This is a genomic window from Pseudomonas pergaminensis, from assembly GCF_024112395.2.
Classification (GTDB): Bacteria; Pseudomonadota; Gammaproteobacteria; order Pseudomonadales; family Pseudomonadaceae; genus Aquipseudomonas; species Aquipseudomonas pergaminensis.
Genome location: NZ_CP078013.2, coordinates 5,540,144 through 5,557,703, shown reverse-complemented (window position 1 = coordinate 5,557,703; position 17,560 = coordinate 5,540,144). Strand labels below are relative to the sequence as shown.

At 61.3% G+C, this 17,560-nt stretch carries 23 protein-coding genes; 11 read left to right on the top strand and 12 right to left on the bottom strand.

Annotation, left to right across the window (positions count from 1 at the left end):
• Positions 1–46 precede the first annotated feature (46 nt).
• The 4 genes from proB to KUA23_RS25280 all read left to right on the top strand — a co-directional run bounded on the left by proB (position 47) and on the right by KUA23_RS25280 (position 3,606).
• Positions 47–1,165 (top strand): glutamate 5-kinase, encoded by a 1,119-nt coding sequence (gene proB / locus KUA23_RS25295; protein ID WP_005791305.1) that lies wholly within the window; start codon positions 47–49, stop codon positions 1,163–1,165.
• A gap of 15 nt (positions 1,166–1,180) precedes the next feature.
• Positions 1,181–1,645 carry a CreA family protein gene (locus KUA23_RS25290; RefSeq protein ID WP_015885841.1) on the top strand — a complete coding sequence of 155 codons (465 nt, stop codon included), beginning with the start codon at positions 1,181–1,183 and terminating at the stop codon, positions 1,643–1,645.
• Between the two features lie 101 nt (positions 1,646–1,746).
• The gene (locus tag KUA23_RS25285) at positions 1,747–2,229 is read left to right on the top strand and encodes a glutathione peroxidase (RefSeq protein WP_078050157.1); all 483 of its coding nucleotides are present in this window, start codon (positions 1,747–1,749) and stop codon (positions 2,227–2,229) included.
• Positions 2,230–2,502: 273 nt separating this feature from the next.
• Positions 2,503–3,606: an NADH:flavin oxidoreductase gene (locus KUA23_RS25280; protein ID WP_099492591.1), complete on the top strand. Its 1,104-nt coding sequence runs from the start codon at positions 2,503–2,505 to the stop codon at positions 3,604–3,606.
• Positions 3,607–3,662: 56 nt separating this feature from the next.
• Here KUA23_RS25280 and KUA23_RS25275 read toward each other — a convergent pair whose 3' ends face one another.
• From KUA23_RS25275 to cysZ, 3 genes are all read right to left on the bottom strand, one after another.
• Positions 3,663–4,199, bottom strand: coding sequence for a hypothetical protein (locus tag KUA23_RS25275; RefSeq protein ID WP_252993033.1), 537 nt, complete (start codon positions 4,197–4,199; stop codon positions 3,663–3,665).
• Between the two features lie 203 nt (positions 4,200–4,402).
• Positions 4,403–5,581: a glycosyltransferase family 4 protein gene (locus KUA23_RS25270; RefSeq protein ID WP_078050155.1), complete on the bottom strand. Its 1,179-nt coding sequence runs from the start codon at positions 5,579–5,581 to the stop codon at positions 4,403–4,405.
• Positions 5,582–5,635: 54 nt separating this feature from the next.
• Positions 5,636–6,403: a sulfate transporter CysZ gene (cysZ, locus tag KUA23_RS25265; RefSeq protein WP_078050154.1), complete on the bottom strand. Its 768-nt coding sequence runs from the start codon at positions 6,401–6,403 to the stop codon at positions 5,636–5,638.
• Between the two features lie 283 nt (positions 6,404–6,686).
• Here cysZ and trxB point away from each other — a divergent pair, with 283 nt between their 5' ends.
• A complete protein-coding gene (trxB, locus tag KUA23_RS25260; protein ID WP_003176041.1) occupies positions 6,687–7,649 on the top strand; it encodes a thioredoxin-disulfide reductase in 963 nt (320 codons plus the stop codon).
• A 187-nt stretch (positions 7,650–7,836) separates the two neighbouring features.
• Here the strand turns inward: trxB and KUA23_RS25255 are convergent, their stop codons facing one another.
• From KUA23_RS25255 to KUA23_RS25230, 6 genes are read right to left on the bottom strand one after another with little or no spacing between them, the layout of a single operon-like run.
• Positions 7,837–8,175, bottom strand: a complete 339-nt coding sequence (locus KUA23_RS25255; protein ID WP_078050153.1) for a HopJ type III effector protein — start codon at positions 8,173–8,175, stop codon at positions 7,837–7,839.
• Positions 8,168–8,464 carry a DUF1244 domain-containing protein gene (locus KUA23_RS25250; RefSeq protein WP_010206472.1) on the bottom strand — a complete coding sequence of 99 codons (297 nt, stop codon included), beginning with the start codon at positions 8,462–8,464 and terminating at the stop codon, positions 8,168–8,170. Before KUA23_RS25250 ends, KUA23_RS25255 begins: the two co-directional genes overlap by 8 nt.
• 23 nt (positions 8,465–8,487) lie before the next feature.
• Positions 8,488–8,859 (bottom strand): dihydroneopterin triphosphate 2'-epimerase, encoded by a 372-nt coding sequence (folX, locus tag KUA23_RS25245; RefSeq protein WP_003176029.1) that lies wholly within the window; start codon positions 8,857–8,859, stop codon positions 8,488–8,490.
• 2 nt (positions 8,860–8,861) lie between these two features.
• Positions 8,862–9,422: a GTP cyclohydrolase I FolE gene (folE, locus tag KUA23_RS25240; protein ID WP_025858052.1), complete on the bottom strand. Its 561-nt coding sequence runs from the start codon at positions 9,420–9,422 to the stop codon at positions 8,862–8,864.
• A 20-nt stretch (positions 9,423–9,442) separates the two neighbouring features.
• The gene (gene folM / locus KUA23_RS25235) at positions 9,443–10,153 is read right to left on the bottom strand and encodes a dihydromonapterin reductase (RefSeq protein ID WP_252993032.1); all 711 of its coding nucleotides are present in this window, start codon (positions 10,151–10,153) and stop codon (positions 9,443–9,445) included.
• Positions 10,154–10,210: 57 nt separating this feature from the next.
• Complete coding sequence (locus tag KUA23_RS25230) at positions 10,211–10,771, bottom strand: antibiotic biosynthesis monooxygenase (protein ID WP_252993031.1); 561 nt, start codon at positions 10,769–10,771, stop codon at positions 10,211–10,213.
• A gap of 218 nt (positions 10,772–10,989) precedes the next feature.
• Between KUA23_RS25230 and KUA23_RS25225 the strand changes: the two genes are divergently transcribed.
• Complete coding sequence (locus KUA23_RS25225; protein ID WP_078050150.1) at positions 10,990–11,940, top strand: MerR family transcriptional regulator; 951 nt, start codon at positions 10,990–10,992, stop codon at positions 11,938–11,940.
• A 2-nt stretch (positions 11,941–11,942) separates the two neighbouring features.
• Here KUA23_RS25225 and KUA23_RS25220 read toward each other — a convergent pair whose 3' ends face one another.
• The gene (locus tag KUA23_RS25220) at positions 11,943–12,548 is read right to left on the bottom strand and encodes a hypothetical protein (RefSeq protein ID WP_078050149.1); all 606 of its coding nucleotides are present in this window, start codon (positions 12,546–12,548) and stop codon (positions 11,943–11,945) included.
• Positions 12,549–12,611: 63 nt separating this feature from the next.
• On the bottom strand, positions 12,612–13,079 hold the full coding sequence (locus KUA23_RS25215) for a PAS domain-containing protein (RefSeq protein ID WP_252993030.1): 468 nt from the start codon (positions 13,077–13,079) through the stop codon (positions 12,612–12,614).
• 137 nt (positions 13,080–13,216) lie between these two features.
• On the opposite strand from KUA23_RS25215, the gene KUA23_RS25210 reads away from it, so the two are divergent.
• Positions 13,217–13,672 carry a flavodoxin gene (locus tag KUA23_RS25210; RefSeq protein ID WP_252993029.1) on the top strand — a complete coding sequence of 152 codons (456 nt, stop codon included), beginning with the start codon at positions 13,217–13,219 and terminating at the stop codon, positions 13,670–13,672.
• Here the strand turns inward: KUA23_RS25210 and KUA23_RS25205 are convergent.
• Positions 13,653–14,549, bottom strand: a complete 897-nt coding sequence (locus KUA23_RS25205; RefSeq protein ID WP_252993028.1) for a LysR family transcriptional regulator — start codon at positions 14,547–14,549, stop codon at positions 13,653–13,655. The two genes, KUA23_RS25210 and KUA23_RS25205, sit on opposite strands and share 20 nt — an antisense overlap.
• Before the next feature lie 98 nt (positions 14,550–14,647).
• On the opposite strand from KUA23_RS25205, the gene KUA23_RS25200 reads away from it, so the two are divergent.
• The 4 genes from KUA23_RS25200 (at position 14,648) to KUA23_RS25185 (ending at position 17,533) form a co-directional block, all read left to right on the top strand.
• Positions 14,648–15,019: a CidA/LrgA family protein gene (locus KUA23_RS25200; protein WP_252993027.1), complete on the top strand. Its 372-nt coding sequence runs from the start codon at positions 14,648–14,650 to the stop codon at positions 15,017–15,019.
• The gene (locus tag KUA23_RS25195) at positions 15,009–15,695 is read left to right on the top strand and encodes an LrgB family protein (protein WP_252993026.1); all 687 of its coding nucleotides are present in this window, start codon (positions 15,009–15,011) and stop codon (positions 15,693–15,695) included. Before KUA23_RS25200 ends, KUA23_RS25195 begins: the two co-directional genes overlap by 11 nt.
• Positions 15,696–15,845: 150 nt before the next feature.
• Positions 15,846–16,628, top strand: a complete 783-nt coding sequence (locus KUA23_RS25190; protein WP_078050144.1) for a class II aldolase/adducin family protein — start codon at positions 15,846–15,848, stop codon at positions 16,626–16,628.
• Positions 16,628–17,533: an alpha/beta fold hydrolase gene (locus tag KUA23_RS25185; protein WP_100492163.1), complete on the top strand. Its 906-nt coding sequence runs from the start codon at positions 16,628–16,630 to the stop codon at positions 17,531–17,533. Before KUA23_RS25190 ends, KUA23_RS25185 begins: the two co-directional genes overlap by 1 nt.
• Positions 17,534–17,560 lie beyond the last annotated feature (27 nt).

Below are 17,560 nucleotides of genomic sequence, written 5' to 3'. Positions count from 1 at the left end.
ATGGGCCGCGCTGGGTCGCGCAGCCCTCAATCTAAGGTTGAAGATGATGCGGAGCAAAGTGACAGGTGCGCAGCGCTGGGTCGTAAAGATCGGCAGTGCGTTGCTGACGGCGGATGGCAAGGGGCTGGATCGCGCAGCCATGAGCGTCTGGGTCGAGCAGATGGTGGCCTTGCATGAGGCCGGTGTTGAGTTGGTGCTGGTGTCGTCCGGGGCGGTTGCCGCCGGGATGAGCCGCCTCGGCTGGACCGCGCGACCCAGCGCGATGCACGAACTGCAAGCCGCCGCCGCCATCGGCCAGATGGGCCTGGTGCAAGCCTGGGAATCCAGCTTCGCCGAGCACGGCCGCCACACGGCGCAGATCCTGCTGACCCACGACGACCTGTCCGACCGCAAGCGCTACCTCAATGCCCGCAGCACCTTGCGCGCCCTGGTCGAGCTCAAGGTCATCCCGGTGATCAACGAGAACGACACCGTGGTCACCGACGAAATCCGCTTCGGCGACAACGACACCCTGGCCGCCCTGGTTGCCAACCTGGTGGAAGCCGACCTGTTGGTGATCCTCACCGACCGTGACGGTATGTTCGACGCCGACCCGCGTAACAACCCCGATGCCCAGCTTATTTATGAGGCTCGTGCCGATGACCCGGCGCTGGACGCTGTGGCCGGCAGCGTCGGCGGTGCCCTGGGCCGTGGCGGCATGCAGACCAAACTGCGTGCAGCGCGCCTGGCCGCACGTTCCGGCGCGCACACCATCATCGTCGGCGGGCGCCTTGAGCGCGTGCTGGACCGCCTCAAGGCCGGTGAACGCATCGGCACGCTGCTGTCGCCGGAACGCGGCATGCTTGCGGCGCGCAAACAGTGGCTGGCCGGTCATCTGCAAACCCGTGGCACGCTGGTGCTGGACGAGGGTGCGGTGTCGGCATTGTCCCAAGGCAACAAGAGCCTGCTGCCGGTGGGCGTCAAGCTGGTGCAGGGCAGTTTCCGCCGTGGCGAGATGGTGGTGTGCGTAGCGCCGGACGGTCGTGAGATCGCCCGTGGCCTGGCTAACTACAGCGCCCTCGAAGCACAGAAAATCATTGGACAATCGTCCGATGCGATTGTCGGACTCTTGGGTTACATGGCCGAACCGGAGCTGGTTCACCGCGATAACCTGATCCTGGTCTAACCAAAGGAATACACAATGCGTGTCATGAAGGGATTGCTCGGCCTGCTGCTGGCCATGCCGTTGTTGGCCTCGGCCGAGGAAATCGGTCAGGTGTCGACGGTGTTCAAGTTTGTCGGCCCCAACGACCGAATCGTTGTTGAAGCCTTTGACGACCCCAAGGTCGACGGCGTGACCTGCTACCTGTCGCGCGCCAAGACTGGCGGCGTGAAAGGTGGCCTGGGCCTGGCCGAAGACCGTGCCGAAGCGTCGATCGCCTGCCGTCAGGTGGGCCCGATCCGCTTCAAGGGTGAGCTCAAGGACGGCGACGAAGTGTTCAAGGAGCGCACCTCGCTGGTGTTCAAGACCATGCAGGTGGTGCGCTTCCTCGACAAGAAGCGCAATACCCTGGTGTACCTGGTCTACAGCGACCGCCTGATCGAAGGCAGCCCGCAGAATGCCGTCACGGCCATTCCGATTTTGCCCTGGCCGACCGCTCAGTAACTCGCAGGCGAGTTTTGCAATCGGCGTCTATGATTGCAGGCTTGCGGGTTGTAATCTCGAAGCACCGCAATGCGAAGAACATGGGATATCTGGAGTTCGTCATGAGTGCTTTCCACGACCTGAAACTCAAAGCTTTGGACGGACAAGAGCTGCCGCTGGCGCCCTTTAAGGGGCAAGTTGTGCTGGTGGTCAACGTGGCCTCCAAATGTGGCTTGACCCCGCAATACGCCGCGCTCGAAAACCTCTACCAGCAGTACAAGGACCAGGGCTTTACCGTGCTCGGCCTGCCGTGCAACCAGTTTGCAGGCCAGGAGCCGGGGACCGAGGAGGAGATCCAGGCGTTCTGCAGCCTGAACTACGGGGTGACTTTCCCGTTGGGCAGCAAGCTTGAGGTCAACGGGCCTGATCGTCATCAGCTGTACCGCCTGCTGGCGGGCGAGGGTGCCGAGTTTCCTGGGGATATCACCTGGAACTTCGAAAAATTCCTGTTGGGCAAGGATGGGCGAGTGCTCGCACGCTTCTCCCCGCGCACCGCGCCAGATGACCCGACGATCGTCCAGGCCATCGAAAAAGCCCTGGCCTGAAGACGTCCAGGAGGCTTTCGTGGTGAGCGGGCTTGTCCCGCGCTGGGTGGCGAAGCCGCCCTAAAATCAGACGCCGCATTTCTAGACAGAACGCGGCGTTTTTTTCTGGGGCGGCTTCGCCACCCAGCGCGGGGCAAGCCCGCTCACTACAGGTTAGCGGCAACAGGTCGTGCCACTTTTACCCCTTAATCACCCAGATCAATAGTGCTACCCAGGGCTTTGCGCTCCCCATATTATCCACGTCATAAATCCCGTCTTCCGTGGAGTGCTCCCATGCCCGTCCAAGCCTTGTTCAAACCCTTTCAGCTCGGTGCATTGCAACTGTCGACCCGCGTCGTCATGGCGCCGATGACCCGCTCGTTCTCCCCTGGCGGCGTGCCCAATTCCAAAGTGATCGAGTACTACCGTCGCCGCGCCGCCGCAGGCGTGGGCCTGATCATCACTGAAGGCACGGTGGTCGGCCACCAGGCCTCCAATGGCTACCCCAATGTCCCGCACTTTTACGGTGAGGCCGCGCTGGCCGGCTGGAAAAAGGTGGTCGACGCCGTGCATGCCGAAGGCGGCAAGATCGTTCCACAGCTTTGGCACGTGGGCAGCGTACGTCGCATCGGCACCGAGCCTGACGCCAGCGTGCCGGCCTACGGTCCGATGGAGAAGCTCAAGGACGGTAACGTGGTCGTGCATGGCATGACCCAGCAAGACATCAAGGAGGTCATCAACGCCTTCGCCCAAGCCGCCAAGGACGCCCAGCGCATTGGCATGGACGGCGTGGAGATCCACGGCGCCCACGGCTATCTGGTCGACCAGTTCTTCTGGGAAGGCAGCAACCAGCGTACCGACGAATATGGCGGCAGCCTCGCCAACCGTTCGCGCTTTGCTATCGAGCTGATCCAGGCTACCCGTGCCGCGGTCGGCCCGGACTTCCCGATTATTTTCCGTTTCTCCCAGTGGAAACAGCAGGACTACACCGCGCGCCTGGTGCAAACCCCCGAGGCGCTTGGAGAGTTTCTCAAGCCGTTGTCTGACGCGGGCGTGGACATTTTCCACTGCTCCACCCGTCGTTTCTGGGAGCCGGAATTCGAAGGCTCCAACCTCAACCTGGCTGGCTGGACCCGTCAACTCACCGGCAAACCGACTATCACCGTGGGCAGCGTTGGCCTGGATGGTGAGTTCCTGCAGTTCATGGTCAATACCGACAAGGTCGCGCAGCCAGCCAGCCTGGAAAAACTGCTGGAGCGTTTGAATAACGACGAGTTTGACTTGGTGGCCGTGGGCCGTGCCCTGTTGGTGGACCCGGATTGGGCATTGAAGGTGCGCGAAGGCCGCGAGGGCGACATCCTGCCGTTCAGCCGTGAGGCGTTGACCACGTTGGTCTGATAAGGCCCGTTGGGCGCTGGAGATGGGCCGGGTATGTCGATACCCGGCCCTTTATTTCAGCGGTTGCTCAAGCGGTGGCGTGGTTGTAGAGGCCGTCGCTCGGCATAGGGCGTCCGGTAGACGTCATCATAGTCGGGCTGTGTCGGTACAGGCCTTGATGTGGTCTGCAGATAGTCCCTACCGGGTTGTGCATAGTCGTAATCCGGTTGACGTGGGTAGGGATCATTCCAGCCTGGCTGAGTGTGCTGGTAGTCCGGTTGTGGCCGGTGGGGTGTATTCCAGCCTGGCTGGGTGTGCTGGTAGTCCGGTTGTGGCCGATGGGGTGTATTCCAGCCTGGCTGGGTGTGCTGGTAGTCCGGTTGTGGCCGATGGGGTGTATTCCAGCCTGGCTGGGTGTGCTGATAGTTCGGTTGTGGCCGGTGCGGACGATTCCAGGCTGGCTGGGTATGTTGGTAATCCGGCCGGGATGGGCGCGGGCGATGCCACTGTTGCGGGTGGTTTGCCTCGGACGCTTGCAGTGGATTGCCCGTAGCCGCCGGAGTGCTGAAGTGCCAATTGTTGTGAGCCGCTGCTCCGCTGATGTGTGTCGACATAAAAATCTCTTTCAGATTATGGGGTACCCACCTTCACCAGGCAGGTGTGTTATGGGTGGTCATAATCTGAGCGGCGTTCCCGACATATGCTGTTTGATAGCGGCGATTCCGACAATGCCTATTGCCTATTCCGAATTGCTGTCACGTAAGCCGTCGGTTGTAGCCGTTTAGAGGTGAAGCGGACGACTGGCGCTGTCGACGGATCAGTGTGTAGATGGTAACGGCGAAGCAACGAACTCTCCTTGGCACACACCTCGTAACTGCTGCTCAAACTGCTCGATAATCGCCGGCCAGCCTTGCCGGCTGGCATGTTGCCGGGCATTGAGCCGCATGCGGCGCAGGCTTTCGGCGTCTTCCAGCAGCCAGTTGGCGGCATCGCAGAAAGCACCTTCGTCACCCGGCATCGCCAGCACGCCGTTGTAGCCGTGGCGGATATGCTGGGTCGCGGCGGCCTGGTCATAGGCCACCACGCCCAACCCCGATGCCATCGCTTCCAGCACCACGTTGCCGAAGGTTTCAGTCAGGCTGGGGAACAGGAACACATCGCCCGAGGCGTAATGCCGCGCCAGTTCCTCTCCACGCAAGGTGCCGCAGAAAATCGCCTCCGGCAGTTCCTTCTCCAGCGTCGCTCGCTGCGGGCCATCACCCACGATGATGAGTTTCATCTGGCGCAGGGGATAGGTGTCCTGCAAGGTCTCGAAACAGCGCTTGAGCAACCCCAGGTTTTTCTCCTGCGCCAGTCGGCCCACATAGAGCACGGCGGTTTGCTCACTGTTCAGTGCCCAACGTTCCCGCAGCGCATTGTCGCGTTTGGCGGGGTGGAACAATTGGCTGTCCACCCCGCGCGACAACATGCCCAGACGCTCGAAATGCTTGCGTTCCAACTCCAGGCGTTGGCTGGCACTGGGTACCAGGGTCAGGGTCGAGCGGTTATGGAACCAGCGCAGATAGTGAGTAACCATCCGGCTCAGCATGCTCATGCCATATTGGTTCGAGTACTGCTGGAAGTTGGTGTGAAAACCGCTGACCACACTGATCCCCAGGCGCCGGGCCGCACGCAGGGCAGACAAGCCCAAGGGCCCTTCAGTGGCGATGTACAGCACGTCCGGACGCTGACGCGTCCAGCGCCGCAGTAACTTGTGCATCGACGACTGCCCCCACTGCAGGCCAGGATATCCCGGCAGCGGCCAGCCACGGCATAGCAATAACGCGTCGTCGCTGGGGCGGCTCTGGTCGACACCTTGGCGCGGGCGAACCAGCTCAACTTGATGGCCACGCGCCCGTAACCCCTCGCACAGGCGACCAAGGGTATTGGCCACCCCGTTGATCTCTGGCGGGAAGGTTTCGGTAATGAGGGTGATGTGAAGCGAGGCTGTCGTCATGACCCACAGTGTCGCCGTGGGCCATGTCGTCATTGTGTCATCGAGATGATGGATTTATGACTGGGTTATCTTTTGCTGCTGTGCCATCGCCTCGGCACCCTGTTCGCGCACCCAGAACAACGTGGCCCCGGCCACCGCCGCTGGCATCATCAGCAGGTTGACCACCGGCACCAGCAACACCAGGTAAACAATCCCGCCGAAGCTCATGCTCTGCCAGCGTTTCTGGCGCAGCCAGGCGAGCATTTCGTTCCAACCCAGCTTGTGGTTATCCGCCGGGTAGTCGATGTACTGGATCGCCATCATCCACACGCCAAACAACAGCCACAGCGGCGCAGCGATCAGGTTGACCACCGGAATGAACGACAGGATAAACAGGCCGATGGCCCGTGGCAGGAAGTAGCCGAGCTTGCGCATTTCCCGCGCCAGGGTGCGGGGGACCATGGCGATCAACTCACCCCAACTGAAGGCCGGGAAGTCATCGGTGCCTCGCACCACCACCTCGACTTTCTCTGAAAGAAAACCGTTGAAGGGCGCCGCGATAATATTGGCTAGCATGGTGAAGGTGAAAAACACCATCAGCACCACCAGCACCACAAACAGTGGCCACAGCAGGTAATTCAGAAAGCTCAGCCAGCTCGGCAGCGTCGGCATCAAATGATCGACCCACAGGCCGAACTGATGGCCGGCGAAATAGATCAAGCCGACGAACAGCACCAGGTTGATCGCCAGCGGCAGCAGCACGAACAGGCGCAGGCCGGGGCTCAGCACCAGTTTGAGGCCTTCACGCAGGTATTGCGGGCCGGAAAGAGCGGGGGCGGGCATGGAGAACTCCGAGCAGAGGGACGAACGCGCCGACCTTACCGACTTTGTATCGGAGACGAAAGCGGCGACATCAACGGTAACAAACGCGTCGATCAACTGGACCGACTGCATAGAGACCACCTATGAGCTGGATTGTTATTCCGTATTTCCTTAATCTTGCCCCCCTCGATACGCTGCACCCATTATTTTTCAGGGCCTGCGAGTTCAAGCCTTCCCCAAGTGCTTCGTAGTCCCTTTTTTATTCCAGCCGCCTTGTAGTCCGGGCGGTCGATAGGAGTGAGTCATGTCTGATACCCGTCATTCGCGAGTGATTATTCTCGGTTCCGGCCCTGCCGGTTACAGCGCTGCCGTCTACGCTGCCCGAGCCAACCTCAAGCCGCTGCTGATTACCGGCATGCAGGCGGGCGGTCAGTTGACCACCACTACGGAAGTCGACAACTGGCCGGGCGACGTCCACGGCCTGACCGGCCCGGTGTTGATGGAACGCATGAAAGAGCACGCCGAACGCTTTGAAACCGAGATCGTGTTTGACCACATCAACAAGGTCGACTTCTCCAAGAAGCCTTACAGCCTCACCGGCGACAGCGGCGTGTACACCTGTGATGCGTTGATCATCGCCACCGGCGCCAGCGCCCGTTACCTGGGCCTGCCGTCGGAAGAAGCATTCATGGGTAAAGGCGTTTCCGCCTGCGCGACCTGCGACGGTTTCTTCTACCGCAACAAGCCGGTTGCCGTGGTCGGTGGTGGCAACACCGCTGTGGAAGAGGCCCTGTACCTGGCCAACATCGCCAGCACCGTGACCCTGGTCCACCGTCGCGAGACCTTCCGCGCCGAAAAGATCCTGATCGACAAGCTGCACGCCCGTGTCGCTGAGGGCAAGATCATCCTCAAGCTCAACGCCACCCTGGACGAAGTCCTGGGCGACAACATGGGCGTGACCGGTGCGCGCCTGAAGAACAACGACGGCAGCTTCGACGAGCTGAAAGTCGACGGCGTGTTCATCGCCATCGGCCACACCCCGAACACCTCGCTGTTCGAAGGCGTGCTGGAAGCCAAAGACGGTTACCTGGTGGTGCAGGGCGGCCGTGAAGGCAATGCCACTGCCACCAACATCGAAGGTATCTTCGCTGCCGGTGACGTGGCCGACCACGTCTACCGCCAAGCTATCACTTCGGCCGGCGCCGGTTGCATGGCGGCACTGGATGCCGAGCGTTACCTCGACGGCCTGCAGAACGCTTCGTTCTGAACCTGTTGAAATAAAAAAACCGGCTGAGAGGCCGGTTTTTTTATGTCCGCAATTTAACTAACACCCAGGTCATGAAGTGTTAACCCAGCCCCTGTGGGAGCTGGCTTGCCTGCGATAGCGGTGTGTCAGTTACCACCGCTATCGCGGGCAAGCCCGGCTCCCACAGTGACCGGGTTTACAAGTTAAATCAGCGGCGGGTCAGGGGCTGTGCGCTGAACTTCACACCGGCCAACCCATGGGCGATCAGCGCACGGATGTTGCCGTGATCACTGCCCTCAGGCGTCGCCACCACCGAACGGTAATGCTCACCAAACGCCAGCAGTGCTTCCTGGTCGCTCAGGCCTTCCAGCAGCGCCAGGCCCAGGGTCTTGCACGAACCCTCGTTCTGCCCAGCCGCGTTTTCCACGTTGCCATTGGTGAAGGCTTGGGGCTGGTACTCATAACCTGCAGCAACAAACGCCAGCGTATCGGCAAAAACATGTTCGCCGCTGTTGAGGCTGGCGCGCAGGGTGTTCAAATCAGTCATGGGTTTTTCCTTTGGCGAACGCGGCCTGTTGGTCGGCGCTGGCTTCTTTCTGGTATTGGGCTTTCCACTCGGCGTAGGGCATGCCGTACACCACTTCACGGGCGTCATCGAGGCTCAGCTCAATCTGGCGCTCGTCGGCCTCGGCCTTGTACCACTTGGACAAACAGTTGCGGCAGAAACCCGAGAGGTTCATCAGGTCGATGTTCTGCACATCCTTGCGGCTGTCCAGGTGGGCCACCAGCCGGCGGAAGGCGGCGGCTTCAAGTTCGAGGCGTTGTTGGTCGTTCATAGGGCTCACTGACAATTCAGGGGTTAGCGGCTGGCCGCCAGGGTAATCGAAACCGACTCGGCAAAGCGCAGCGCATGGGGCTTGTCCACTTCGACCTCGGCGTACAGCACCGACTCATTGCTCATCACCAGGTCCAGCAGTTCCTGGGTCAGGCGCTCCAGCAGGGCAAAGCGGTTGCCCTCGACGTGGGCGATGATTGCCTTGGTGATGGTGCGGTAGTTCAGCGCATGATCAATGTCATTGTCGCGTACGGCTTCCTGGGCGGCATACAGGATGGTCAGGTTGATCAGCACATCCTGCTTGTTGAGGATCTCGTCCTCGTTGATGCCGATGTAGGTGCGCAGGCACAGGTCCTTGACCCGGATGCGCGCCATGCCTGGTTGAAGTTGTGGCATTGCTACTTGCTCCGTCCGATCAGTTGCAGGAACTCCATGCGCGTGGTGTTCGACTCGCGGAACGCGCCGAGCATCACCGAGGTGTTCATGGTTGAATTCTGTTTTTCCACGCCGCGCATCATCATGCACATGTGCTTGGCTTCGATGACGACTGCCACGCCAGCCGCCTGGGTCACGTCCTGGATGGCGTCGGCGATCTGCCGCGTGAGGTTTTCCTGGATCTGCAGGCGGCGGGCGAACATGTCGACAATGCGCGCCAGCTTCGACAGGCCCAGTACCTTGCCGGTCGGAATATAGGCCACGTGGGCCTTGCCGATAAAGGGCAGCAAATGGTGTTCGCACAGCGAGTACAACTCGATGTCCTTGAGGATCACCATCTCGTCGTTGTCAGAGGCAAACAATGCGCCGTTGACGATCTCTTCCAGGTTCTGCTCGTAGCCATGACACAGGTATTGCATGGCCTTGGCGGCGCGCTTGGGCGTATCGAGCAAGCCTTCGCGCTCGGGGTCTTCGCCCAAGCCCTTGAGGATCTCGCGGTAGTGGTGGGGCAGGGATAAGGTCATACAACATCCTCACAAACGGCTTACTTGATATGCCGCCCGCCGTTGACGGTCAGGGTGGTACCGGTGACATAAGGGTTTTCCAGCAGGTAACGCACACTCTGGTAGATCACCTCGGGCCCGGGCTCGATGCCCAATGCCGACTTGGCCAGCACCTTGGCGCGGTAGGCTGCGTCGTCGCCGTCGTTGAACATCACCATCGCCGGGGCGATGCCGTTGACCTTTATCAGCGGCGCGAACTGCGCGGCAAACGACAACGTGAGGCTGTCGAGCCCGGCTTTGGTGGCGCAATAAGCGATGTGCTGGCGGCTGCCCTTGCGCACCACGTCATCGCTGATGTGCACAATGTCGGCGGGTGAAGAGCGTTGCAGCAAAGGTGAACAATGCAGGTTGATCAAGTACGGCGCAAGCATGTGCACGCTGAACATGTCGGTAAAAGCGTGGCTGTGCTCGTCGGACGTTTCCGCAATCCAGGCGGAGGCATTGTGGATAATCGCGCGCAGGCTTTGCGCATGGGTGTTCAGCTCAGCAATAAACGCGAGAATCCCGGCTTCGCTGGAGAAGTCGGCAAACACACCGATCGCACCGCGTTCGCGCAAGGCCTGCACGCCGGGGCGTTCGCTGCGGTAGCTGAAAATCACCGGGTGACCGTCGTCCAGCAGGCGCATGGCGCAATGCAGGCCGACACGCTGGCCGGCGCCGGTGATCAGGATCGGGGCGGTTGTTGCAGTCATGGGAGGCTCGCGTCGCTGGCAGATTGAAACTATACCAGCGCGCGGCCGCCCCTGTATTCACGCTGCGGCTTCGGTAGCCTTGCGCGGTGCTGGAGCTGGATGCAGCCAGTTTGCCAACAGATGGGTCGACAGCGGGATGAACCAGTAAACCATCAAAGGCGTGAGCGCCAGGGTGCTGACCAGCACGCGCGGCGCCAGGTCCAGTTCGCTGAGCAGTGGGTTCAGCACAAAGTTGAACAGCAGCGACACCGGGAAAAACGCCAACCAGATCGTCACGGCCTGTTTCCAACGTGGCGGACGTGCGCCCACCGCGCCGAACCAGCCATCGATGCCACGTACGCGGTGCTCCGACGGGTCGGCAAACAGATCGCTGCCACGGCTCAGCCACGCGCTGCGGGAGGCGGAAAACTCCCAGGCATGCAGGGTCTTTTCATCGGCGAAGCGGAAAATGATCTGGAATTCATCATCATTGGGCGGCGGTGCCAGGACGCCTGAACCCAGGTAGCCGGGAAAGTCCGTGGCCAATTGCTCGCCTTCGCGCAGCCAGGCCATCAGTTCTTCGTAGCGCCCTTTGGCCACGCGACGCGCAACCATCAAGGTGACGGGAGAGGTAGACATTGTGTATCTCCAAATAAAGGGGGGCACGTGACCGGGTAGGTACGGCACCAGGTGCAGCCGCGGGGTGATGCGGCTGCGCCTTGAAAAAGCAGGCAAGGATTATTCCTGTTTTATTGAAATACGCCAGACACTTCTGTCGGTTCGCCGCGCGGCTTGAATCGCTCGGCCGAATAAGCGTTAAATAGGACCCAAATTGACACGGATGTTCTTGACCTCTGATGCCCGAAACTATTGCTCTGCAGCGCGAAATGACCCCTGACCGCGTTGCTGTTTCCGATGACCTTTTGCCGATTCGCGAAGTCGCTCGGCTGACGGGCGTCAACCCGGTCACCTTGCGTGCCTGGGAGCGGCGCTACGGCCTCATCCAGCCTATCCGCACCGAAAGCGGGCACCGGTTGTATTCGCGCACCGATATCGACACGGTGCACCGTATTCTCGACTGGATCGAACGCGGCGTTGCAGTGAGCAAAGTCGGCAAGATCCTCGCGCGCGGCGAGCCGCTCGGCGAAACCGGTACGGCTCCTGGAGACGGCTTGGAGTGGGCTCAGTGGCACGGGCAATTGCGCAGTGCAATCAGCGCCTTCGATGACCGCCAACTGGACCGGCTGTACGGCCAGATTTTTTCTGCCTATCCGCTTGCCGTGGTCTTTCAAGACATTCTCATGCCGCTCTGGCAATCGTTGTTGCGTCATCAAGGGCGCTTCGGCCAGGCCAGCGAGTGGTTGTTTTTCGATAACTTCCTGCGCTCGCGCACCGCGCAACGGCTGCAGGTGATCGCCGCCACGCCGCTGCCACGGGTTCTGCTGGCAGCCATTGCCGGAGAATGTCGCGAGCTGGAGCTGTTGGTCGCGGGCCTGCTGCTGACGGGTGAAAAACTTGCCGTCAAGCTCCTGGGTGTGGGCCAGCCCTTTGATGAACTGACACTGGTCTGCGAGAAGACCCAACCGCAAGCCTTGGTGCTGTTTTCCAATCGCGCCCCCGGCAGTGAGCTGCCGTTGCGGCTCAAGCGGCTGGCGCTGACCCTCGATTGCCCCTTGCTGCTGGCCGGTGATGCCGCGGACTTGGCGCAGGACAGCCTCGCCGGTTCGTCAATCGGCTGCCTGGGCAATGAGGGGCGGCTGATGCAGCGCCGCTTGCAGCAATTCCTGAGCGGCGGCTTGGATACCTGATTTCAGGTGTGCACTTCAGGATGGGCCAGGCGGTGCTGGTGCAGGATGAACTGGCGCAGGCGCTCGGTTTCATCGGCATCGCCCTGGCTGAGCCGATAAGCGAACAGGCCGCGTGCGGTTTCCCGTTCGAAGGTTCCGCGCACCGCGATGCGTTCGTAACCCGAAGGGCTGAACCATAGGGAAAAGGTTTTCGGTGGCTTGATCCGGCCGCGAATCTCGACCAGCACACCCTTGAACGACACCTCATGCACCCACAGCGCGCCCGGGTTGCCCTTGATATTTTCCAGGGCCACCGGCGTTTCGAGCGCCAGTCGCCACGGGCGGATCATCGGCCCGTCTTCGAAAATACTCGGCACGCCCAGGCGCAGGTGAACGGCATGAAACTCATCTTCCACCAGGTGCAGCGGGAAGGTGAGTTGCTGGTTGTCGAACTGTGCCTGGATGGTGACGTGGTCGTGGGCAGCCAAGCGAGTGAGGAGGTCGCGAATCTGCGCCCCGCCGTTGACCGTCAAGCTCGACGACGCATCACGCAGGTTCAATTGCGGGTTGTGCTGCATGGTCTGGATGAAATCCAGCTCGTCCTGCGTCAGGAGTGCATCGCGTTGCATGGGGCTTGCTCAACGGGGCGGGTAGGTATTAAAAAGCCATTATCCTCTTAATGACTATTTTTTCTAATTTTTGTTAGATCCACTCGTCGCTTTGAGCGCCGCCAGTTCGGCCTTGAGCTCCGCGACTTGCGCCTCCAGTTGCACCACACGCTGCTGGGCTTTGACCTGAACCGTCACATCTTTTTGCACGCCAACGAAGTACGTCTGTTTGTCCGCCGGGTTGTAAGTGGTGGACAGCGACAGCTCATTCCAGAAATGCGTGCCGTCCTTGCGGTAGTTGCGCAAGGTTTCGCGGCAACTGGCGCCGGCGCTGAGGGCTTCGCGAATGGCGATCAGGGCGGGTTGGTCGCGGTCACCGGCCTGCAGGAAACGGCAATCCTGGTACAGAATTTCGTCACGCGTATAGCCGGTCATCCGCTCGAAGGCCGGATTGACATAGATCAGCGGCAGATCCCTGCCTTCCCGTTCGGCGATAACGATGCCGTCATTCGAGGCGTCGATGACCATTTGCATCAATTGGGCGTTAATCATGCAGGTGGATCCATCCATTTGAGGTGCCGCAAGTCTAAGGCACCGTGGCAATGTTTCCATCGGGCGTGACGTTTTTTTGTAGGGGGCGGTCGAGCTGCTAATATCCCACGCTTTCGCTCAACTACAGGATCAGATTGATGAAAGTCGCCATCCTTTCCGGCTCGGTCTACGGCACTGCTGAAGAAGTCGCTCGCCACGCTGCCGATATTCTCAATGCCGCCGGTTTCGAGGCGTGGCACAACGCTCGCGCCAGCCTGGCGGATGTACAGGCGTTTGCGCCGGATGCATTTCTGGCAGTGACCTCCACCACCGGCATGGGCGAACTCCCCGACAACCTGCAACCGCTGTACTCCAACCTTCGCGACCAACTGCCCGCCGCCTGGCGTGGCCTGCCGGGTGCGGTGATCGGCCTGGGCGACGCCAGCTATGGCGACACCTTCTGCGGCGGCGGCGAGCAAATGCGCGAGCTGTTTGCCGAACTGGGCGTGCGCGAAGTGCTGCCGATGCTGCGCCTGGACGCCAGTGAAAGTGTCACCCCGGAAACCGACGCCGAACCGTGGCTGGCCGAGCTGGTCACTGCACTGCGCGGCTGACCGGAAACTCGCGCAACAACGCCAGCCAGGCCTGGGCGGCTTTCGACAGATAGGCGCCCTCACGCCAGGTAAATGCAATGTCCCAGCGCAGGTAATCGGGCGCTTTCAAAGTGAGGCGCACCACACCCGGTCGCACCAGCCCGCGGGCGACCACGCTGGGCAGCAGCACTACGCCCTGGCCGGCCGCAACCAGCGCGGCGAGAAAGTCAGCCTGGCCACTGCGGCCGATCTCCCTCGGGGTAAAGCCCACCTGCTGGCAGGCCTGGATCAACCGGTCATTGAGCACAAAGCTGCGTTGGTACATCAGGAACGGTGTGTCCGCCAGTTCTTCCAGGCGCACCTGTGCGTTGTGCGCCAGGGGGTGATCCATCGGCAGCAGGGCGTCGAGTGGTTCATCACAGAAGGCCTGCCGGGCGAATGCCGGGTCACTGGACATCAGGCAGCCGCCCACATCCAACTCCCCATTGAGAATCGCGTGTTCAATCGTGCGGCTGCCGCCTTCCAGCAACTGGATAGTGACCTTCGGGTAGCGCCTGCGGTACTCGGCAAACAGCCAGGCGAACAATGTATCGCCCGCCAGGAGCGGCAAGCCCAGGCGCAACTCGCCACGGGTCAGTTGCTGCATATCATCCAACTCACTGAGCAATTCGCTCTGCAGGCGCAGCATGGCTTCGGCTCGCTGCAGCACCACCTCGCCGGTGGCGGTCAGGCGGATCTGCGATCCCGTGCGCTCCAGCAGCGGCGTGCCGAGGCTTTGTTCCAGCTGGGCCACTTGCTTGCTGACGGCGGACTGGCTGATGTGCAGGGTTTTCCCGGCCTGGGTGAAGCCACCCCGGTGGATGACTTCGACAAAACTGCGCAGTTGCTTGAATTCCATGGCTTGAATTCCAGATTGGAATAGCTGGCAGTCTAACAATTCGCTGTGGGGATAGGGCAGGCCTCTTTAAAATGAAGGCCTGCGAGGACCCAAAGCCCATGAAACGTTTCACCCGTCTGATGATTGAACTGGTCGTGCTGTTGGCCATTTACCTGCTCGGCTGCCAACTGGCGACATGGTTGGCATGGCCGGTGCCGGGCGGAGTGGTGGGCTTGGGCTTGCTGCTGGCAACCTTCGCCAGTGGCCTGGTCAAACCGGCAGCCCTGCAATTGGGGGCGGGTGTGTTGATGGCCGAGATGCTGCTGTTCTTTATCCCTGCGTTGATGAGCCTGCTGGACTACGGCGGCCTGCTACGCAACGACGGCTGGCGGATCCTGCTGGTCATTGGCGTGAGCACCCTGGCGGTGATGCTGGTCACGGCGTTCACCGTGGAACTGGTGTGCCGCTGGAGGCTGCGCCATGAAGCTTGAGCTGATGCCGGTGTTCTGGCTCGCTCTCACTCTGGGCGCCTACATCTTTAGCCGCTGGATCTATCGCCGCACCGGACGTTACCTGCTGTCGCCGTTGATCCTCGTACCGGTGCTGTTGCTGGCGGTGGCTGTGCCGATGAACACCGCTTACGCCGAGTATTCCGCCGACACCCACTGGCTGATGCTGGTGCTGGGCCCGGTGACCGTGGCGTTTGCCGTGCCGATTTGGCAGCAACGCCGCTTGCTGGCGCGGCACTGGTCGGCGTTGTTGCTGGGGATGGTCGCGGGCAGCGCGGCGTCCATTGCCACCTCGTTCGGCTTGGCCAAGGCCCTGGCCCTGGACAGCTCGGTGACCATGTCCCTGGTGCCGCGCTCCATCACCACACCGTTCGCCATGCCGGTGTCTTCCGACCTTGGCGGCGTGCCGGAATTGACCGCCGTGTTCGTGATGTTCACCGGTGTGTTCGGCGCCATGCTTGGCGGTGTGCTGCTCAAGTGGCTGCCACTGCGCACCCCGCTTGCACGCGGCGCGCTGTTCGGCGTGGGGGCCCACGGTGCCGGCGTGAGTCGCGCCCATGAGGTGGGTGGCGAAGAGGGCTCGGTCGCCGGTTTGGTGATGGTCCTGACCGGCTTGCTCAACCTGTTCGCTGCGCCTTTATTGGCGGCACTTCTCTGACGCCGATTGTGCGGATTTCAACTATTCTCAACGCTGACTCGTACGGTCATCAAGCTGGCTGCCAAGGCAACTCCGGCGGCCTCGCGGTCTGACTAGACTGGCCCTTCACTCAAAAAAACAATAACAAAGTGCGCCAAGGAGGTCATTGCCGTGAGCCTAGCTACCGTTCTATCGCCACAGAATGTCAAAGATCAGGTCAGCGCCGCCGAATGGCAAACCCGCGTCGACCTGGCAGCCTGCTATCGCCTGGTGGCGATGCACGGTTGGGATGACCTGATCTTCACCCATATCTCGGCCAAGGTGCCCGGCACTGATGACTTCCTGATCAACCCGTATGGGCTGATGTTCCATGAGATCACGGCGTCGAGCCTGGTCAAGGTCGACCAGGCCGGCAACAAGCTGATGGACAGCCCCTACGAGATCAACCCTGCGGGCTACACCATCCACAGCGCCATCCACGAAGTGCGTCACGACGTGACCTGCGTGCTGCATACCCACACCGCCGCCGGTGTTGCGGTGGCGGCGCAGAAGCAGGGCGTGTTGCCGATCAGCCAGCAATCGATATTCGTACTGTCGAGCCTGGCCTATCACGCCTACGAAGGCGTGGCGCTGAACCACGAAGAGAAGGCCCGCCTGCAGGCCGACCTGGGTGAAAACAACTTCCTGATGCTGCACAACCACGGCCTGCTGACCTGTGGCAGCACCATCGCCGACACCTTCTTGATGATGTTTACCTTCCAGCGTGCCTGCGATATCCAGGTGCTGGCGCAAAACGGCGGTGCCGAATTAATCGCCATCGGGCCGCAGATTCTCGCCGGTGCCAAGGCGATGGTGGCGGCTGTCACGAAGAGCGCACAAGGTATGGGGGGCGCGCTGGCCTGGCCGGCGTTGCTGCGCACATTGGACGCTCAAGACCCTGGGTATAGAAGCTGATGCCACTCGCCGAGATCCCGCTGAGTGTCTGGCGCAAACGCAGCCAGACGTTCGACTTCAACGGCCGCACCATCCGCTACTGGGTGGCGGGGCAGGGTGAACCGTTGCTGTTGATCCATGGCTTCCCCACGGCCAGCTGGGACTGGCATTACCTGTGGCAGCCCCTGGCCCAGCGCAACCTGGTGATCGCCTGCGACATGCTCGGCTTTGGCGATTCGGCCAAACCCCTGGACCATGGTTACTGCCTGCTGGAACAGGCGGATCTGCAACAGGCGCTGCTGGAGCACCTGCGCGTGGAGCAGCCGGTGCATGTGCTGGCTCATGACTACGGCGACAGCGTCGCCCAGGAACTGCTGGCCCGGCACTATGAAGGTCGCTTCCACATGGCCAGCTGTGTGTTTCTCAACGGTGGGCTGTTCCCCGAAACCCATCGCCCGGCCCTGGTGCAAAAGCTCTTGCTCAGCCCACTGGGCTGGATGATCGGCCGCGCATTCGGGCGCAACGCCCTGGCGAACAGCTTCAATCAGATTTTCGGCCCCACCACTCGCCCCAGCGAAAGCGCGCTGGATGATTTCTGGAGCTTGATCGATTGCCACGAAGGCACGCGCATCCTGCACAAGCTCATCGCCTATATCCCCCAGCGTCGGCGCCTGCGTGAGCGATGGGTGTACGCGATGCAGCAGGGTGAAGTACCGCTGCGGGTGATCGATGGCGAGCTCGACCCGATTTCCGGCGCCCACATGGTCCAGCGTTATCACGAGTTGGTGCCCCACGCCGACACGGTGTTGCTGGCCAATATCGGCCACTACCCGCAGATCGAGGCGCCGGTGCAGGTGCTCAAGCACTACCTGGCGTTTCGCGAGCGTCTTGCCGGCCCGGTGTTGGAGTTGGCTTGCCTGCGATAGCATCGCTGCGCTTCAACTGAAAGACCT

Excerpts from the sequence above, each read along its gene's own strand:
- KUA23_RS25215 (WP_252993030.1), bottom strand. The coding sequence starts at position 13,079 with ATGATTAACGCCCAATTGATGCAAATGGTCATCGACGCCTCGAATGAC.
- KUA23_RS25185 (WP_100492163.1), top strand. The coding sequence starts at position 16,628 with ATGCCACTCGCCGAGATCCCGCTGAGTGTCTGGCGCAAACGCAGCCAG.
- KUA23_RS25230 (WP_252993031.1), bottom strand. The coding sequence starts at position 10,771 with ATGTCTACCTCTCCCGTCACCTTGATGGTTGCGCGTCGCGTGGCCAAA.
- KUA23_RS25285 (WP_078050157.1), top strand. The coding sequence starts at position 1,747 with ATGAGTGCTTTCCACGACCTGAAACTCAAAGCTTTGGACGGACAAGAG.
- KUA23_RS25275 (WP_252993033.1), bottom strand. The coding sequence starts at position 4,199 with ATGTCGACACACATCAGCGGAGCAGCGGCTCACAACAATTGGCACTTC.
- KUA23_RS25210 (WP_252993029.1), top strand. The coding sequence starts at position 13,217 with ATGAAAGTCGCCATCCTTTCCGGCTCGGTCTACGGCACTGCTGAAGAA.
- folE (WP_025858052.1), bottom strand. The coding sequence starts at position 9,422 with ATGACCTTATCCCTGCCCCACCACTACCGCGAGATCCTCAAGGGCTTG.
- KUA23_RS25225 (WP_078050150.1), top strand. The coding sequence starts at position 10,990 with ATGCCCGAAACTATTGCTCTGCAGCGCGAAATGACCCCTGACCGCGTT.
- KUA23_RS25220 (WP_078050149.1), bottom strand. The coding sequence starts at position 12,548 with ATGCAACGCGATGCACTCCTGACGCAGGACGAGCTGGATTTCATCCAG.
- KUA23_RS25280 (WP_099492591.1), top strand. The coding sequence starts at position 2,503 with ATGCCCGTCCAAGCCTTGTTCAAACCCTTTCAGCTCGGTGCATTGCAA.
- KUA23_RS25250 (WP_010206472.1), bottom strand. The coding sequence starts at position 8,464 with ATGAACGACCAACAACGCCTCGAACTTGAAGCCGCCGCCTTCCGCCGG.
- KUA23_RS25290 (WP_015885841.1), top strand. The coding sequence starts at position 1,181 with ATGCGTGTCATGAAGGGATTGCTCGGCCTGCTGCTGGCCATGCCGTTG.
- KUA23_RS25195 (WP_252993026.1), top strand. The coding sequence starts at position 15,009 with ATGAAGCTTGAGCTGATGCCGGTGTTCTGGCTCGCTCTCACTCTGGGC.
- KUA23_RS25255 (WP_078050153.1), bottom strand. The coding sequence starts at position 8,175 with ATGACTGATTTGAACACCCTGCGCGCCAGCCTCAACAGCGGCGAACAT.
- KUA23_RS25200 (WP_252993027.1), top strand. The coding sequence starts at position 14,648 with ATGAAACGTTTCACCCGTCTGATGATTGAACTGGTCGTGCTGTTGGCC.
- KUA23_RS25205 (WP_252993028.1), bottom strand. The coding sequence starts at position 14,549 with ATGGAATTCAAGCAACTGCGCAGTTTTGTCGAAGTCATCCACCGGGGT.
- KUA23_RS25270 (WP_078050155.1), bottom strand. The coding sequence starts at position 5,581 with ATGACGACAGCCTCGCTTCACATCACCCTCATTACCGAAACCTTCCCG.
- trxB (WP_003176041.1), top strand. The coding sequence starts at position 6,687 with ATGTCTGATACCCGTCATTCGCGAGTGATTATTCTCGGTTCCGGCCCT.
- folM (WP_252993032.1), bottom strand. The coding sequence starts at position 10,153 with ATGACTGCAACAACCGCCCCGATCCTGATCACCGGCGCCGGCCAGCGT.
- cysZ (WP_078050154.1), bottom strand. The coding sequence starts at position 6,403 with ATGCCCGCCCCCGCTCTTTCCGGCCCGCAATACCTGCGTGAAGGCCTC.
- folX (WP_003176029.1), bottom strand. The coding sequence starts at position 8,859 with ATGCCACAACTTCAACCAGGCATGGCGCGCATCCGGGTCAAGGACCTG.
- proB (WP_005791305.1), top strand. The coding sequence starts at position 47 with ATGCGGAGCAAAGTGACAGGTGCGCAGCGCTGGGTCGTAAAGATCGGC.